15 protein-coding genes and 1 pseudogene are annotated in these 16,509 nt (G+C 70.7%); 10 read left to right on the top strand and 6 right to left on the bottom strand.

Annotation, left to right across the window (positions count from 1 at the left end; all coding sequences use genetic code 11):
- Positions 1 to 75: 75 nt before the first annotated feature.
- Genes ACZ6SA_RS11820 through ACZ6SA_RS11810 form a run of 3 tightly spaced genes read left to right on the top strand, consistent with a single transcriptional unit; the run spans position 76 to position 3,409 of the window.
- Positions 76 to 624 (top strand): TetR/AcrR family transcriptional regulator, encoded by a 549-nt coding sequence (locus ACZ6SA_RS11820; RefSeq protein ID WP_465827732.1) that lies wholly within the window; start codon positions 76 to 78, stop codon positions 622 to 624.
- Entirely contained in the window at positions 621 to 2,189 is a 1,569-nt protein-coding gene (locus tag ACZ6SA_RS11815; protein WP_465827731.1) for an MFS transporter, read from the top strand. Before ACZ6SA_RS11820 ends, ACZ6SA_RS11815 begins: the two co-directional genes overlap by 4 nt.
- Positions 2,190 to 2,245: 56 nt before the next feature.
- Entirely contained in the window at positions 2,246 to 3,409 is a 1,164-nt protein-coding gene (locus ACZ6SA_RS11810) for an FAD-dependent oxidoreductase (RefSeq protein WP_465827729.1), read from the top strand.
- Positions 3,410 to 3,589: 180 nt separating this feature from the next.
- Here the strand turns inward: ACZ6SA_RS11810 and ACZ6SA_RS11805 are convergent, their stop codons facing one another.
- Positions 3,590 to 4,033 (bottom strand): helix-turn-helix domain-containing protein, encoded by a 444-nt coding sequence (locus tag ACZ6SA_RS11805; RefSeq protein WP_347644068.1) that lies wholly within the window; start codon positions 4,031 to 4,033, stop codon positions 3,590 to 3,592.
- Positions 4,034 to 4,175: 142 nt separating this feature from the next.
- Here ACZ6SA_RS11805 and ACZ6SA_RS11800 point away from each other — a divergent pair.
- A pseudogene (locus ACZ6SA_RS11800) lies at positions 4,176 to 4,508 on the top strand (STAS domain-containing protein); the annotation flags it as partial.
- Between the two features lie 243 nt (positions 4,509 to 4,751).
- On the opposite strand, the gene ACZ6SA_RS11795 reads toward ACZ6SA_RS11800, so the two are convergent.
- Both ACZ6SA_RS11795 and ACZ6SA_RS11790 read right to left on the bottom strand, forming a co-directional pair.
- Positions 4,752 to 5,681 carry an aldo/keto reductase gene (locus ACZ6SA_RS11795; protein WP_465827728.1) on the bottom strand — a complete coding sequence of 310 codons (930 nt, stop codon included), beginning with the start codon at positions 5,679 to 5,681 and terminating at the stop codon, positions 4,752 to 4,754.
- A gap of 57 nt (positions 5,682 to 5,738) precedes the next feature.
- Positions 5,739 to 6,665, bottom strand: a complete 927-nt coding sequence (locus ACZ6SA_RS11790) for a polyprenyl synthetase family protein (RefSeq protein ID WP_465827727.1) — start codon at positions 6,663 to 6,665, stop codon at positions 5,739 to 5,741.
- A 584-nt stretch (positions 6,666 to 7,249) separates the two neighbouring features.
- Here ACZ6SA_RS11790 and ACZ6SA_RS11785 point away from each other — a divergent pair.
- On the top strand, positions 7,250 to 8,602 hold the full coding sequence (locus ACZ6SA_RS11785; RefSeq protein ID WP_347644071.1) for a cytochrome P450: 1,353 nt from the start codon (positions 7,250 to 7,252) through the stop codon (positions 8,600 to 8,602).
- On the top strand, positions 8,599 to 10,137 hold the full coding sequence (locus ACZ6SA_RS11780) for a prenyltransferase/squalene oxidase repeat-containing protein (RefSeq protein ID WP_465827724.1): 1,539 nt from the start codon (positions 8,599 to 8,601) through the stop codon (positions 10,135 to 10,137). Before ACZ6SA_RS11785 ends, ACZ6SA_RS11780 begins: the two co-directional genes overlap by 4 nt.
- A gap of 157 nt (positions 10,138 to 10,294) precedes the next feature.
- Here the strand turns inward: ACZ6SA_RS11780 and ACZ6SA_RS11775 are convergent, their stop codons facing one another.
- Complete coding sequence (locus ACZ6SA_RS11775) at positions 10,295 to 11,176, bottom strand: terpene synthase family protein (protein WP_465827723.1); 882 nt, start codon at positions 11,174 to 11,176, stop codon at positions 10,295 to 10,297.
- A gap of 542 nt (positions 11,177 to 11,718) precedes the next feature.
- Between ACZ6SA_RS11775 and ACZ6SA_RS11770 the strand changes: the two genes are divergently transcribed.
- The 4 genes from ACZ6SA_RS11770 to ACZ6SA_RS11755 are packed head-to-tail and all read left to right on the top strand — an operon-like array spanning position 11,719 to position 15,479.
- Positions 11,719 to 14,103, top strand: coding sequence for a sensor histidine kinase (locus ACZ6SA_RS11770; RefSeq protein ID WP_347644074.1), 2,385 nt, complete (start codon positions 11,719 to 11,721; stop codon positions 14,101 to 14,103).
- Complete coding sequence (locus tag ACZ6SA_RS11765) at positions 14,100 to 14,519, top strand: roadblock/LC7 domain-containing protein (protein WP_347644075.1); 420 nt, start codon at positions 14,100 to 14,102, stop codon at positions 14,517 to 14,519. Before ACZ6SA_RS11770 ends, ACZ6SA_RS11765 begins: the two co-directional genes overlap by 4 nt.
- Positions 14,516 to 14,911, top strand: a complete 396-nt coding sequence (locus tag ACZ6SA_RS11760) for a DUF742 domain-containing protein (protein WP_347644076.1) — start codon at positions 14,516 to 14,518, stop codon at positions 14,909 to 14,911. The genes ACZ6SA_RS11765 and ACZ6SA_RS11760 overlap by 4 nt, the downstream gene beginning before the upstream one ends.
- Entirely contained in the window at positions 14,892 to 15,479 is a 588-nt protein-coding gene (locus ACZ6SA_RS11755; RefSeq protein WP_347644077.1) for a GTP-binding protein, read from the top strand. Before ACZ6SA_RS11760 ends, ACZ6SA_RS11755 begins: the two co-directional genes overlap by 20 nt.
- A gap of 42 nt (positions 15,480 to 15,521) precedes the next feature.
- Here the strand turns inward: ACZ6SA_RS11755 and ACZ6SA_RS11750 are convergent, their stop codons facing one another.
- Both ACZ6SA_RS11750 and ACZ6SA_RS11745 read right to left on the bottom strand, forming a co-directional pair.
- Positions 15,522 to 16,235 carry a DUF6882 domain-containing protein gene (locus ACZ6SA_RS11750; protein ID WP_347644078.1) on the bottom strand — a complete coding sequence of 238 codons (714 nt, stop codon included), beginning with the start codon at positions 16,233 to 16,235 and terminating at the stop codon, positions 15,522 to 15,524.
- Between the two features lie 10 nt (positions 16,236 to 16,245).
- A complete protein-coding gene (locus ACZ6SA_RS11745) occupies positions 16,246 to 16,446 on the bottom strand; it encodes an ATP-binding protein (RefSeq protein ID WP_347644079.1) in 201 nt (66 codons plus the stop codon).
- Between the last annotated feature and the right edge of the window lie 63 nt (positions 16,447 to 16,509).

The following is a 16,509-nucleotide window of genomic DNA, read 5'->3' as shown; positions in this document are numbered from 1 at the left end:
GCGATGATGTATCGTATGAGACATGAATGTCTCATACGGGAGCCGTGCGCGATGGCGATGAGCCGGGCGCAGATCATGAGTGCGGCGATCCGGCACCTCAACGAGAACCCGCTCGCCTCCATGGCGCAGCTCGCCGAGGCGGCCGGGATCAGCAAGGCCACGCTGCACCGGCAGTTCAGCAGCCGGGAGGAGTTGATGCTCGCCCTCGGCCATCGCGCGCACGAGCAGTGGGAACAGGTGCAGGAGCGCAGCGGCCTGGTCGACGCGACCGCCTCCGGGGATCGCGAGGTGATCGGCAAGGCGCTCGACGCCATGCTGGGCGGGCTGATCGCGGTTGCCGACGCCTACGGGTTCGGCCTGACCGACTACGCCATGCTGGTCGATCCCGAGCTGAAGCGCCGCTCCGACGAGCTGGAGGAGCGCGAGATCGCCTTCTACGCCGCGGCGCAGCGTGCGGGGCTGCTCCGCGCCGACCTGCCCGCCCGATGGATCAGCAGCACGGTGTACGGCCTGCTCGTGGCCGTGCGCGAGAGCCTGCGCCGCGGCGACGTCGCACGCCGGGACGTGCCCCGGCTGCTGCTCACCACGTTCGAGGACGGCGCGGCCCGGCGGGAGGAGCCATGACGGCGACCGCGTCGCCGGTCTCCGCCACGAGGCGCCGGCTGGGCCTGGCCGTGCTCTCCGCCAGCGTGCTGCTCGTGGTCATGGACATGACCGTGCTCAACGTCGCGCTCCCGGCCATGTCCGCGGACCTGCGGCCGGGCTCGATCGAGCTGCTGTGGATGGTGGACGCGTACGCGCTGGTGCTCTCGGGGCTGCTGGTCACGGTGAGCGCGCTCGGCGACCGGTGGGGGCGCAAGCGCATGTTGCTTGCCGGGTTCGCGGTGTTCGGGCTGGCCTCGCTGGCGGTGCTGGCCGCGGGCAGCCCGCTGCAGGTGATCGCCGTACGGGCGCTGCTCGGGGTGGGCGGGGCGATGATCATGCCGTCGACGCTGTCGATGATCCGCAGCATGTTCACCGACCCCGCGGAGCGCGCCAGGGCGCTCGGCGTCTGGGCGGCGATGGCCGCGGTCGGGGCGGCGCTGGGGCCGATCCTGGCCGGGTTGTTGCTTGAGCACTTCAGCTGGCATTCGGCGTTCCTGGTGAACGTGCCCGTCATGGCGGTCGCGATCGCGGCCGGGCTGTTCCTGCTGCCGGAGTCCAGGAACCCGGCGCCCGGCCGGTGGGACGCGCTCGCCACGGTCCTGTCGATGGCGGGCATGGTGGCGCTGGTGTTCGCCGTGAAGGACTTCGGCAAGTACGGCCTGGGCTCCCCCGCCGCCCTGGCGGCGACCGCGGTGGCGGCGGTGACGCTGGGCTGGTTCGTGGCACGGTGCCTGCGCAGGCCGGATCCGCTGCTGGAGATCAGGTTGTTCCGCAGCGGCCCGTTCTCGGCCGGAGTGGTGACGGCGCTGACCACGTCGATCGCGATGGCGGCGGTGTTGCTGCTGCTGGCGCAGTGGATGCAGCTCGTCCAGGGTTATTCCCCGCTGGAGACGGGCGTGCGCCTGCTGCCCGCCGCGCTGGCCGCGATCGTCGCCTCGCCGCTGGCTCCCCGGGTGGCGGCCCTGGTCGGCGCGCGGGCGGTGCTGGCGGGCGGGCTGGGCCTCACCGGGCTGGGTTTCCTGCTGCTGTTCGCCGCCCCCGGGCCGCTGACCTACTGGCCGATCGCGGGCGCCCTGGTGCTCATCGGCGTCGGCAACGGCGCCCTCGCGACCGCGTCCTCGGTCATCATGTCGGGCACGCCGGCGGCCAAGGCGGGCAGCGCGGCGGCCATCGAGGAGACCAGTTACGAGGTCGGCGGGGCGCTCGGCGTGGCCGTCCTGGGCAGCGTCGCGGCCGCGGCCTACCGGAGCGGGCTGGCGTACGAGGGGCCCGGCGGGGAGGGCGTACGCGAGTCGCTGGGTGCGGCGCTCGCCGTGGCCCGGAGCCTCGGGGCGGAGGGCGGGCCGCTGGCGGAGCAGGCGCGGGCGGCGTTCACCGAGTCGCTCGTGCCGGCCGGCGGGGCGGGAGCGGTTCTGCTGCTGGCCGGCACCGTCGCGGTGTGGCTGTTCACGCCGGGCCGCCTGCGCCCCGTGGGCTCCCCCGCCGCGCACGATCTCGCGCTGCGCACGAAGGAGGGGAGGCATGACAGCACGCCGAGCGGGTGATGTCACATCGGCGGCGCCTCGTTCCTTCTTATGGGGTGAGAAGGAAGGGGAAAGTGGTGACGAAGAAGATCGTGGTGGTCGGCGGCGGGCTGGCCGGCCTGGTGGCGGCCATCGTCTGCGCGGAGGCGGGCGCGGAGGTGACGCTGCACGAGGCGCACCAGCGGCTCGGCGGGCGGGGGCGGGCGACCGGCGGGCCCTATCTGGCGCATGAGGGTCCTCATGTCTTCTACGCCGACGGCCCGCACTGGACGTGGTTGCGGGAGCGGGGCCTGGTCGGGGCGCTGGGCCGGCCGGCGGTGCGTGATGCCAGGTTGGGGTTCGTACGCGACGGCCGGCTGCGGTCGCTGCCGCCGGCCGGGTTCCTCCGGATGCTGGCGACGGGCCCCCGCACGGCGCCGGTGGACGTGGACTTCCACACGTGGGCCTCCGCCCGGTACGGCGAGGACACGGCCAGGGCTGCCGCCAACGCGATCGGCGTGGTGACGTACGACGCCGACACGGGACGTCTGTCGGCCGCGTTCGTGTGGGAGCTGCTGCGCCGGGTGTTCGCCTTCCGCGTACCGACGGTCCGCTGGGTGGTCGGCGGCTGGCAGTCGGTGATGGACCGGCTCGCCGCCCGCGCCCGCGACCTCGGCGTACACGTCGAGCTCGGCTCCCGCGTGCACGACCTGCCGGGCGAGCCCACCATCGTGGCGACGGAACTGTCCTCGGCCCGGAGACTGCTCGGCGACGACGGCCTGCACTGGCAGAGCGGCAACGTCGTGCTGCTCGACCTCGCCGTACGCTCGGCGCGCGGCGACCGCTTCATCTGCTTCGACCTCGACGGCGGCGGCTTCCACGAGAGCTATTCCATGCAAGATCCCACCGCCGCTCCCAGAGGGGAGACCCTGTTCCAGATCGACATGCCGGTCCGGCACGAGGAGACCAGGGCCGAGGCGGCCCGGCGGGTGCGGGCGCTGGCCGACCTGGCGGTGCCCGGCTGGCGCGAGCGCGTCACCTGGCAGCGCTCCGGGACGGCCAGGCACCGTACCGGAGCACTCGACCTGCCCGGTCAGACCTGGCGCGACCGTCCGGCGGTCGACCGGGGCCACGGCGTGTTCCTGGCGGGCGACATGGTGGCCGCGCCCGGCATGCGCGGCGAGATCTCCATCAACAGCGCGATCATGGCCGCCGAGGGCGCCCTGCGCGCGCTGCGCGTCTCCGGCCACGCCGCCCGATGACCCGCGACCCTTTCCCCGCCCACCGCGACCTGCTGTTCAGCCTCGCCGACGACATCCCGGGCAGCGCCGGGGACGCCGTGGAGGAGACGTGGCCGCGCCGGCCCTGATCAACTGCCGGGCAGGCCGGACGGCCATCACCCCGCCGGCCCCGGACAGCCTGCCGGGCCGGCGGGGTGGGGGTCAGGGCCGGCGCGGCTCCGGGCCGGCTACCTGGTCGGCCACCTCGCCGATGCGCGCCAGGCGGACCAGGGCGGGACGGGAGAGCACCTCCCCGATGTCGTGCAGCGCGATGATCAGCTCCTCGACCCCGTCCAGGGGCGTGTTCCGCTCCCTGTTCAGCAGGATGCCGCGGTATTCCTCGGGAGAGACCGCCCCACCCGGCAGCTCGATCCGGTCGCCGTCGGCGCGGAACAGCGCCGGGACGGAAGTGTCGAGAGCCAGCGCGAGGGCGGTCAGCTCGGCGGCCGTGAACGCCCGCTGCCCGCGCTCGGCCTGGTGGACGGCCTGCCGGCTCCACGGCCTGTCCAGGTAGCGGCCCAGCGCCTCACCCAGCTCGGTCAGCGACATCCGCCGCTCTGCCCGCAGGTGTGCGATCTGCAACCCGATGGCCTCCTCGACGCGCATCCCATCCCCCACTCCTGTCATCGTGCACAATGACGCCGAAAGCTGTTTATTGACGCGGACGCCGCTCACCGCATAATGTCAACGTACAGTTTCCCCCGTCATCACCACGAATGACGCGACTGAGTGAGCTGAGGGGTTCCAGATGCGAGAGATCGAGTTAGAGGTCTTCGGGCCGACCGGCGACTGCGCCACCGTCAAGGTCGTCGGAGAGATCGACGTCTTCACCGCGCCACGGCTGCGCGAGCAGGTGCTCGACCTCGTGGCCAAGGGGGTCGTCCACCTCGTGGTCGATCTGGGCGGCGTGGAGTTCCTCGACTCGACCGGCCTGGGGGTGCTCGTGGGCGCGCTCAAGCGGCTGCGCTCCCACGAGGGGTCACTCGCCCTTGTGATGGGCACTGACCGGATCGTCCGCATCTTCACGATCACCGGCCTCACCGCCGTGTTCCCGATCCACGACACCGTCCTTGACGCGATCGCGGCCGACGCCCACTGGGTGCGCGCGGTGGAGCGCGGGGGCGAGAGCGTCGAGGAGTGGTGCCGCCGGCACGGCCTGGCCTGAACGCGGGCGCCGCCCGTACGCCAGACGAGCGGCGGGCAGCGGGGCGCCCGGCGGGCGCGTGAGACGCGAAGCGTCCAGGCGGCGGGCGCGTACGGCGTGGGCCGGCCAGGCGGCGGGCGGGCGAGGAGCGGGCGGTCCGGTGCGGATCGTGTTGCGGGGTCAGGGGCGGGAGGCCTCGTCGAGGAGGGCCAGCTCGCCGGCGCTGAGCGTGAGCGACGCGGCCTCCATCAGCGTCTCCAGTTGCCCGACGTCGCGCGCGCTCGCGATCGTCGCCGTGATCGTCGGCTGGGCGGCGACCCAGGCCAGGGCCACCGTGGCCGGCGCGACGTCCCGGTCGGCCGCCACCTTGCCCAGCGCCTCCAGCGTCCCCGGCCCGTGTGCCGTCGCCAGGTACGCGGAGGCCTTGCCCGCCCTGGGGCTGTCGACCTGGACCCCGGGCGCGTACTTGCCGGTCAGGAAGCCGCGCGCCAGCCCGAAGTACGGTGTGGTGGCCAGGCCTTCCCTGGTCACCACGTCCCTCAGCTCGCCCTCGTAGGCGCGCTCGACCAGGTTGTACTGCTGTTGGAGGGCCGCGTACCTGGCCAGTCCTTCGGCGTCGGAGATCGCGAGCGCCTCGGCGAGCCGGGCCGCCCCGTAGTTGGACGCCCCGACGTGGCGCACCTTGCCCTCCCGGACCAGGGCGTCGAACGCCGCCAGCGACTCCGCCAGCGGCGTGTCCTGGTCGTCCACGTGCGCCCAGTAGAGGTCGATGTAGTCGGTACGGAGCCGCCGCAGCGAGCCCTCGACCGCCGTGCGGATGGTGGCGGGGGCGAGCCCGCGCAGGCCTTCCAGCATGCCGACCTTGGTGGCGAGCACGATGGACTCGCGGTTGCCGCGGGCGGCCAGCCACTCACCGATGATCGTTTCCGAGGTGGACTCGCCGGTCTCCCAGGACGGGTAGACGTCGGCGGTGTCGATGAAGTTCCCGCCGCCCGCGACGTAGGCGTCCAGGATCGCGAACGAGGTCTCCTTGTCGGCCGTCCAGCCGAACACGTTGGCGCCGAGCGACAGCGGGAAAACGGACAGTCCGGTAGTGCCGAGCGATCTCATCCCGTCATTATCCGCACTCGCCCGAGACGGCTCGCCGCGACCCCTGGTCCTGGCCCTTCAGTGGACACGGTTGACCAGGGAGTCGCACACCGCGCGCAGTTCCCCGGCGTCCGGCAGGTGCCGGTCGACCACCTCCAGCGCGGACGACATGTAGCGGTCCGCCAGGGAGCGGGCGGCGTCGCGGCCGCCCGCCTCCTCCACGAGGTCGGCGGCGTGCCGCAGGGAGTCTTCGTCCATGCCTCCCGCCGACAGGAGCGCGGACAACTCGCGGGCGGCCGGGACGTCGGCGGCCAGGGCGGCCAGCACCGGAAACGTTTTCTTCGCACGCCGCAGGTCGCTGTGCACGGGTTTGCCCGTCACGTCAGGGTCACCCCAGATGCCGAGCATGTCGTCCACGATCTGGAACGCCACCCCGAGGTCGCGCCCCATGTCCCACAGGCGGTCCGCGAGCTCGGGCGCGCCGCCCAGCGCCACGCCCGTGGCCGCGGCGGCGCCCAGCAGGCCGCCGGTCTTGCCCGCGGCCATGTCGGCGTACTCGGCGACCGTGACCTCGTCCGGCCCTCGCCACGGACGGTCCTCGAAGGCCATGTCGGCCGTCTGCCCCTGGACGAGCTCGACCAGCGCCTTCGACAGGTAGGGGATCGCCTCGGACTGCGCGGCGAGCTGGCCGACGGCCAGCGCCAGGAGCGCGTCGCCGGCGAGCAGGGCGGGCCCCACGCCGTACGCCTTCCAGAGCGCCTCGCGGTGCCTGCGCCGCTCGTCGTGGTCGATGATGTCGTCGTGCACCAGCGAGAACGCGTGCACCAGCTCCACCGCCACGGCGCCCGGCAGCGCCGACTCCGCCGTGCCTCCTACGGCCTCGGCGCTGAGCATGGCGACGGCCGGCCGCACGGCCTTGCCACGCTCACCGTTGCCGGGCCTGCCGTCCGCGTCTGACCAGCCCAGAGCGAATCCGGCCATGCCGGCGCCCCACGGATGCAGCACCGAAACGGCCTCCCTGAGAGCCGGCTCGAGTAAGTCCCGGCAGCGGCCCATGGCGCCGCCGCCCAACGGATGGCTGAGATTCAACAGGTACTCCTACCCCGGTACGATCTTGAACCTACATGCATAAGCATGTGATACTCCACTCATCGGTTGACTTTTGTCAGGGAATGTCCATGCCATGAGATGGACACCGTAGGCGATGGAGGAATAACCCGTGGCGATCGACGCCGCCCCATCAGAACGCGTCCGTTCCTCCCACGCTCCTGGCTTGTCTGGCTTCGTCCACACGGGCCGGGCAGACCGCCGGATCGCACCACGCGGCGCCGGACGGTCCTCGTGCCGCCACCGCGGGCACCCTTCGGCCCAGACCTCAGCCCGCAGCTCTCGACGCGGCGGGCGATCAACAGAGAACGGGGCGAGCCTTCCTCCTGCCGCGAAGGGACCCTCAAGCCCATGAGCGATAGCCGTCGCAAACGGACTTTTGTCCGAGAACAGCATAAGTCGCTAGATATCTTCACCTGACTCTACGTCCATCGCCATCCCGATCGGGGACCGCCACCATGCCACATGCCACTGGGACATCCGTGATCAGACCCCATGTCGTTCCCTTCTACCGGGCCATCCCCCGGCTAGTGAAAGACCCGATCACCGAGCTGGCCCGCATGGCCACCGACGCCGCCGGGCAGGTCGTCCGGCTCGACCTCGGCCCCTTCCGCCCCTACCTGATCTCGCATCCGGACCACGTCCAGCAAGTGCTCAAGACGGACTGGACCAACTTCGTGCGCGCGGGCATGTTCTGGCAGCCGCTGCAGCGTCTGATCGGTCAGAGCATCATGGGCGAGGGCGAGGCATGGGCATCCGCCCGGAAGATCCTCCAGCCGCTCTTCACCGCTCGCTACACGGCCGCACTCGCTGAGGACATGGCCGACATCATCGCCGAGCGCATCGTCGAGCTCGACGACTTCGCGCGGACGGGCCGCCCGATCGACGTCGAGCACCAGATGACCTCGATCGTCAACCAGGCCGTCATCCAACTGCTGTTCGGCGGCCGGATCACCCGTGACACCGCCGAACGGCTGGCGCCCGAGTTCGCCACGTGCGCCAGCTCGATCGGCTTCCGCATGCTCTTCCCCTCCGCGCCGTACTCGATCAGGGTCCCGGGCGACCGCGCCTTCCTGCGATCCACGAAGAAGATCCACGAGATCGTCGACCCCCTCATCGAGCGGGCGCGGCGCGAGAAATCCGGGGGCAAGGACGTCGTCTCGGCGCTGCTCACGGCCAGGCTCGGGCAGGGGGGCGATGCCGACGTGCGGCAGATCCGCGACGACCTGGTGAACGTCTACGGCGCCGCTTCGGAGAACACGGCGATGTCGCTGATGTGGCTGTGGACCGTGCTACACGACCACCCGGAGGTGAACGCCCGGCTGCAGGAGGAGGTCGACCGTGTGGTGGGCGGGGGCCCGGTGCGACCGTCGCACGTCGCCGAGATGCCGTATATCCGTATGGTCCTGCAGGAGGTCGTGCGGATCTACCCGAGCGCCTGGGTCGTCCCTCGCCAGACCGTGGCGGATACGGAGATCGGCGGCGTCCGGATCAAGGCCGGCTCGCAGGTGCTGATCAGCCCATACGCCACCCACCGGCTGGAGGAGTTCTGGCCCCGGCCGACGGAGTTCGATCCCGAGCGCTGGGCCAACGAGAAGACCGGAAGCCGGCACCGCTACTCGTTCATCCCCTTCGGCGCGGGCCCGCACGTCTGCCTCGGACAACATCTGTTCTACATCGAGGCATCCCTGTTGATCGCCAACCTGTTCACCAGGTACCGGCCGGCGCTGCCCTACCCGCAGAAGCTGACGCCCGTGCTGGGGGCGGCCACCTTGCGGCCCAAGGAGAAGCTCTTCCTCCAGCTACACCCGATCGAACGGAATCTCGCGGCGTGAGCATCGGCGAAGCAGCGGACATCACCACGGAAGCGGGCGACCTCGTCTCGAGCCTCATGCTCAGGCCGTGGGGGCAGGTTTCCCCTTCGGTCTACGAGACCGGGCGGCTGGTCGCCCTCGCCCCCTGGCTGACCGGCCACCTGGAACGCATCGACTACCTGATCAGCACGCAGCGGCAGGACGGCGCCTGGGGCGCCCCCGACGGGTACGGCGTGGTGCCGACCCTGAGCGCCACCGAGGGGATCCTCTCCGCGCTGACGCGCGGGGACCGGGACACGGACCGCGAACGCCTCGCCGACGCGGCGGACCGCGGCCTGGGGGTGCTCGCCACCTGGCTGAGCAGCCCGCTCGAGCTCCCCGACATGCCGGCGATCGAGCACATCGTCCCCTCCCTCGTCGCCCGCATCAACCAGCACATCGAGGGCTTACCGGGCCGGGCGCCGATACCGTTGCCCGATGCCATGAGCTACGACACCCTCCACGCTGTCCGGTCGTGGGTCAGGTCCGGCGCGGAGGTGCCGGAGAAGCTGCTCCACGCCCTGGAGATCGCAGCCGAGGATGCCGCCGAAGCGCCCGGCATCCGGCCCACGCCCATCGGCGGCGTCGGCGCCTCGCCCGCGGCGACCGCCGCCTGGTTGGGAGAGCACGGGGGACGCGACGCGCACGAGCCGACCCGCAGGCATCTGGAGGCGGTGGTCCGCTTGCACGGCGGGCCCGTACCCGTCGGATTCCCCATCACCGTGTTCGAACGAGGCTGGGTGCTGAGCTGGCTGCTCCGGGCGGGCGTGCCCGTCGACGTGCCGCCGGAGATGGTGACCGACATCAGGGCGGCCATAGGTCCTGCCGGCACGCCCGCGGGAGCCGGGCTGCCCGCCGACGCCGACACGACATCCGTGGCGCTGTACGCCCTGGCACTGCTCGGCGCGCCGCACGAACCGGACAGCCTGTGGGGGTTCCGCTCCGGCACCCACTTCTCCACCTGGCCCGGCGAGCAGGGCGTGTCGGTCAGCGTCAACGCGCACGTGCTGGACGCCTTCGGTGAGTACGTCCGCCGCCGGCCGGCCGCAACACCGCACTACGACGAGACCATCGCCGAACTCGCCGCCTGGATCCGCGATCGCCAGCAGCCGGACGGGAGCTGGACGGACCGGTGGCACGCGTCGCCGTACTATGCCACCGCAAGCTGCGCGCTGGCGCTTGATGACTTCGGCGGAGACGTCTCGCGGGAGGCGGTGCGCGCGGCGGCCGAGTGGACGCTGAGGACTCAGCGGCCGGACGGCTCCTGGGGCCGCTGGGAGGGCACAGCCGAGGAGACCGCGTACGCTGTGCAGATCCTGCTGCTACCCGGGGATCCTACGGATCCGCGGCGCATGCGTGCGGCGGATCGGGGTCACGAATACCTGGTTCGCTCGACCGGCGACGATCACCCTCCGCTCTGGCACGACAAGGACTTGTACGTTCCGCTCGCCGTGACCCGCGCTGCGATGATCGCCTCGTCGCACCTCATCCGGCAGGCCCGGTACAGCTCCCGATGAGCGTCGAGATCCCGGACGGTGTGCGCGTGCGTGTCCCTGGCCGGCTACCGCCGAAGGACACGCACCCGCGCTGCCGTCCGCCGCTGCACACGGTCGGCGGGCGGTGCCGCGATCGCTGTCGCGGAGCCGGCCCCTCCGGCCCCTCGACCGCTCGGGCTCAGACGGTCCAGAAATCACTGCCGTTGAAGTAGAAGCCCCAGGTGGCCATCATCTGGTGGCGGAGATCTCCGGCCACGCCGGGACAGGACCGCGCAAGCCGATCCAGCACCAGGTCACATGCCTTGCGCTCTTCGGTGGTCAGTTCCAGCAGAGCGTGCTCGTCGAGCCCCAGCATTCGTGCGTTCAGGTCCGTCCATTGGCGGTCGCGTTCGAAGGTGCGCAGGTCGTTGACCAGGCGCATGACCCGTTGCGTCGCATTGGCGGCGTCGATGATCGCCGGCAGGTGCTCGCGAGTGGCCTCCGGCTCGTCGGTGCTGATCAAACGGGCCACTCCGACACACGTGGAGCCGAAGTTCGCCGCATTACCCAGGTACGCCTCCAGGGTGGGCACGGCGGCGGTCTGCCGGGCCGCGGTCTTCCACTCCCATTCCCGCGCCATCGCATCGAGCATCGCGGCCAACTCGGTGCGCCATGCCGGTCCCAGACGACCGAACGCGGGCGCGTGAGCCAGGTCGTCGCGGATGTGAGCGAGTAGCCGGGCCAGGGGCGTATGCGGGTCGTCGCCAGCGATGACGTCCTTGCACTCCTCGACGATGGCGCGTACCTGGGATCGCTGGGTCGCATCACGGTCGACGGCAGCGTCGAGCGGGAAGATCCACAACGCCAGCCGGGAGGGGCTCCGCAACACGTCCGCACCATGGCGCGGGGTGCCATAGACCATCATGTTCGCTACGTGACCAGGGGTTTCGGCGAACTCACCGGTGTCGAAGAGCTCGGGGTGGCTCGCGGCGGTGTGGCGGAGGTCACGGGCACATCCCGCTGCGCGGGCGGACATCTCACCGGACGAAAGCTCGCCAGGGAGGGACGGCAAGGGGCTCATGACGGCTCCTAACAGGTACTCCCGGCCACAGGGGATACCGGGGGTTCAGCGCTGCGCGTTGTTCGGAATCAGCTCATGATCACACCGCGACCGAGATGACACAACGTGGGCGGCGCCCACGGTACGCGCCGGTCCGGCGAGCGGCGGGCCAGGCCCGATCTCCATGGCCATCGTCTGGGGCGTCGATGAACCGGCGAACACGCCTGGTGTCCATGGCGTGCCCCCGCGCCGCCACGGCAGAGGCTGGCGTCGGTGGCGGGAAAGAGGGCTTCTCCGCCCCGCGCCCGGCGACCCGTGAAGGTCAGGCGACGGCTGAGCACTAAATATCTGGAGAGAGGGTGGGCCGGTTGTGAAGGATTCCGATTTCTGACCTCTTTTGTTACAACCTTGACTATACATGGAGAAGTTCGGACATATGTGATTAATGTTGCTTGAGAGGTACTTTGCCAGTGCGCTAGAGTTACGCGACCGACACTGCATGCAACCTGCCGCACGCAAGGTGACCGACACAGAGATATGACATTCACAGGGTGGTTACGATAATGCGTTTCCGCAAGACGGGGCTGCGGACCAAGATCACGGCTCTGCTGCTCTCCTTGACGGCCCTGTGGGTCTTCGCTGCATGGGTCACCCTCCGTGAGGGAGTAAACCTCCTGTGGACCTCCCAACTCGACTCCGCGATAGCAGCCCCCAGCGATCCGGTGCTCTTCGGCCTGCAAAAAGAGCGTCGGCTTTCGGCCGTGCGGCTGGGCGAGAAGACCGCCCGGTCCCGCAAAGAGCTCGAAACACAGCGTAAGCAGAACGACCACATCATCGCCGCTTTCCGGGAGTCGGCCAGCGCCGGGCTGGTCAGCTGGGCACTGGACGATGAGGGCCAGAAGCGGCTCGCCCACCTGCTCGGGCAGCTCGACTCGGTCAAGAAGATACGCGAGGCCATCGACGCGGGCAATCTCGGCCGCGTGCAGGCGACGAACGCGTACAACGACGTCATCGACCCCGTCTACGACCTCTACGGCTCGATAGGGACGCTCGACGACAAGGAGATCGCCAAAGACGTCCGCACCCTCGTCGCTCTGAGCCGCGCCGGAGAGCTCCTCACCCGGGAGGACGCGCTCCTTGCCGGCGCGCTCGCCGAGAGGCGGCTGACTACCGCCGACCAGGCGCAGTTCGGCCAAGCCGTGGGCGCCTGGCGGACCATCGCCGAACAGGCCGCGACCGACCTGCCCGACTCCGAAAGGGAGGCCTACGACAACCTGATCAAGGGCCGGTCGTTCGTCCAGCTCCAGAGCATGGAAGCACAGGTCATGGAGCATGACCCGACGGCTCTGGACGTACCGTTCACCGATGACCAGTGGAAGTCCGCAACCGAACGCTTCCTGGCCGACTTCAACACCATGGTGCTCAGCGCGGGCGACCGCGTGGTGGACAGGACCGTGCCCGTCGCCGTCAACGTGATCGTCCGCCTGGTCCTCGCCGGCGGTCTCGGACTCATCGCCGTCATCGCCTCGATCGTCCTGTCCATCACCACGGCACGTGACCTGCTTGCACAACTGCAGAAGCTGCGCGACGCCGCTCACGAGCTGTCGGACGACCGGCTGCCCGGCGTCGTCGAGCGCATCGGCCGCGGCGAGGAGGTCGACCTCGCCAAGGAGGTCCCGGCGCTCGACTTCGGTGACGACGAGATCGGCCAGGTGGGCCAGGCGTTCAACACCGTCCAGCGCACCGCGGTCAGCGTCGCCGCCGAGCAGGCGGAGCTGCGCCGCAGCATCCGTGACATCCTGCTCAGCCTGGCCCGCAGGACCCAGGGCCTGGTGCACCGGCAGCTCACCGTGCTCGACGTGATGGAGCGGCGCGAGACCGACCCCGAGGAGCTGAAGGAGCTCTTCCGGCTCGACCACCTCGCCATCCGCATGCGGCGCAACGCGGAAAACCTGATCGTGCTCTCCGGCTCGTCCCCCGCCCGAACGTGGCGGCGCTCCGTCCCGATGGTCGACGTGGTCCGCGGCGCGCTGGCGGAGGTCGAGGACTACACCCGCGTCACGCTCATGCCGATGGGCGACGTCGTGCTCATCGGCCGCGCCGTCGGTGACGTCATCCACCTGCTGGCCGAGGTGATCGAGAACGCCGTGTCGTTCTCGCCCCCCTACACCAGCGTGCAGGTCAGCGGCCAGCTCGTGGCCAACGGCTACGTGATCGAGATCGAGGACCGCGGGCTCGGCATGAAGCCGGAGGACCTGGAGTCCGCCAACGAGCGCATCGCCGACCCGCCCGAGTTCCGCATCACCGGCACCGCCCGGCTGGGCCTCTACGTGGTCAGCCAGCTCGCCAAGCGGCACGACATCCAGGTGGTGCTCAAGGCGTCACCGTACGGCGGGACGACGGTCGTGGTGCTGCTGCCGCAGGAGCTCGTGCAGCTCGACCCCACGCCCGAGCCCCAGCAGAACGGCGGCCGCGAGCGGCTGCCGCGCAGGGCGAGCGCCGTGGCCACCGCGACCAAGCCCGCCGTCGGCGAGAACGTACGCACGCTCAAGTCGGCGCGGCGTTCCGCCGACCAGGGGCCTCACCTCGCCCCGACGCCGATCCCGACCCGGTCCCCCAACCCGGCTCCGGCCCCCACGCCCGTCCCCACCCCGGTCCCCGAACCGGCGAAGGAAGCGGAGCCACGATCCGAAGAAAAGCCAGCCGAACCGGAGCAGCAATCTGTGGCCGAGTTCACGCCGTCAGGGCTGCCGTTGCGCGTGCCACAGGCCAACCTGGCGCCAGCGCTGCGGGACGACACGCCCACGCAGCCCGACATCGAGGAGGACGATGACGAGCGCTCTCCGGAGGAGATCCGCGCGATGATGGGATCCTTCCAGTCCGGCACCCGTCTCGGCCGCACCGAAGCGGCCAAGATGATGGACGAACAGTCGGGAGGTGAGTCATGACCCCCACTTCGGGCACCGACCTCAACTGGTTGCTCGACGACCTCGTCGGCCGCATCCCTGAGGCCGAGCACGCGATCGTCCTGTCCTCCGACGGCCTGCTGATGGCGTCTTCCGCCGAGTTGCAACGGACCGACGGGGAGCACCTGTCCGCCGTCGCCTCCGGGCTGCAGAGCCTGGCCAAGGGCGTCTCCGACCACATTTCCGGTGGGGCGGTCCGGCAGACGGTCGTGGAGTGGAAGTCCCAGTTCCTCATCGTGACCACAGCCGGGGAGCGCGCCTGCCTGGCCGTGCTGTGCGCGCAGAACGCCGACATCGGTCTCATCGCGTACGAGATGGCGATGCTGGTGGCCCGGGTGGGCCAGTACCTCACCTCCGGCGCCCGCAATGCGGAGGCCATCGCCAGGAGTGACCGGTGAGTGGCCCCATGGGTGGGCCCAGCGCTGACGGGCCCACGGACGAGCACTGGGTGGATCCTGAGATCATCCGCCCGTACGTCGTGACCCGCGGCCGTACGCAGCCGGCGCACGGGAGGTTCGACCTGATCTCCATGGCGCTGGCCGTGGGGCCGACGCCGGGTCCCGACGCCGGGCTCGATCCAGAGCATCTGCGCATCCTGCAGCTCTGCCGTGAGCCCAAGTCCGTCGCCGAGATCGCCGCTTACCTCGATCTGCCGGCCGGCACGATCCGGGTGCTGCTCGGCGACCTGTTCGACCGCGAACTCGTCTCTGCCCAGGAACCACAATCCGAGGTGGACATGCACGACATAAAGATGTACAGGGCGGTGCTCGATGGCCTTCGATCGCTCTGAGCGTCCGCGCCTGCCGACGGCGATCAAGATCCTTGTCGCCGGCGGCTTCGGCGCGGGCAAGACGACGATGGTCGGCGCGGTCTCCGAGACCCGGCCGCTCCGCACCGAGGAGGTGCTGACAGACCGCGGGATCGGCGTCGACGACCTCACCTCCGTCGAGGCCAAACGCACCACCACCGTGGCCATGGACTTCGGCCGGATCACCCTCGGCAACGACTATGTCCTCTACCTGTTCGGGACGCCCGGGCAGGAACGCTTCTGGTTCGTGTGGGACGAACTGGCGGAGGGCTCGCTGGGCGCCGTCATCCTGGCGGACACCCGGCGGCTGGCCGACTGCTTCCCCTCGATCGACTATTTCGAGCGGCGCGGCACGCCCTTCGTGGTGGCGGTCAACTGCTTCGAGGGAGCGCAGAAGTTCGACCTGGACGAGGTGCGGCTGGCCCTCCAGCTCAACCCGTCGGTCCCCATCATCATGTGCGACGCCAGGAAGCGCGAGTCCAGCCGCGAGGTGCTCATCGCCCTGGTCAAGCACTCGGCCCGGCTCCGCGCGGAACCGGTCGGCAGCTAGGAAACCGCGGGCGGCGTCCGGCCGCCCGCGGCGCAGGACGGCTCAGCCGGGCCGGGACATCGTGGCCTTGAGTTCGGCGAGGCGGCCCTGCTCGTCGAAGGCGACCGTCGCCTCGAATCCCGGTCCGGTCAGCCGCGCCTGGCCGCCGGACCAGTCGACGCCCAGCCCTCGCCGCACCGCGTAGCCGTGCAGGGCGCGTCGGCGGTCGGTCAGGGGCAGGCCGGTGATCCCCTCCTGGAGGACCCGCATGACCCGGGCCGGCTCGGGCGGCGGGAGCCGGAACTCCGGGTGCTCGATGAGGAACGCCGCCCGGGTGCCGCCGCCGGCGTCGCCGTTGTAGGAGGTCCAGTGGCCGCTCACGGCCTTGGCGGCCTCCGTGAGGAGCGCTGCGGCGAAGGCCGGATCCTCCGCCGGACCCGGCAGCGCGTCGAACGGCACCTCCGCGGAGGCGAGCTCCGGGATGCCGTGCCGCCGGCCGAAGTCGCGCAGCGCCGCCGAGGCCGCCGTCACCTCAGTCGGGTAACCCGACGGGTTGGCCCAGGCCCACAACCACGAGCGCGGGCCGGGGGCGGCGCTGCCGAGCAGGTGGAAGCGGGTGCAGGTGAGGGCGCGGGCGCCGGTGAACCCGAAACGCGGCTGCTGCAGGTCGACGTTCCAGCTGTGCTCACCGAGGACTTCCTCCAGATGCAGCTGGTGTTCGAACGAGAACAGCGCGGCGTCGTCGAGGAGATTCGTGAAGGTAGGCGATTCAGACACGACGGGCACCCTAAGGTCTCCGCCGATCGGCGTCGAACCGGACGAGTCCCCCCAGCCGGACGAACTCGTCGAAGACGTTCTCCCTGTCGGCCTGCGGAATGCCGGTTCCGTCGTCGGCGACCGTCAGTTCGACGGTGTCGCCGTCCCGCCGGATCGCCACCCGTACCGCGTGGCGGGCATGGCGTCGCGCGTTGTCGAGCAGGTTGGCCACGAGGCGGTTGACATCGCAACGGGAGGCCCAGACCGTCACCTCGCCGTCGGGCCGGAGGTCGAT

The organism is Nonomuraea sp. NPDC049378, from assembly GCF_055586745.1.
Note: the sequence above shows the minus strand (reverse complement) of the source record. Positions and strands in the feature narration are given on the sequence as shown.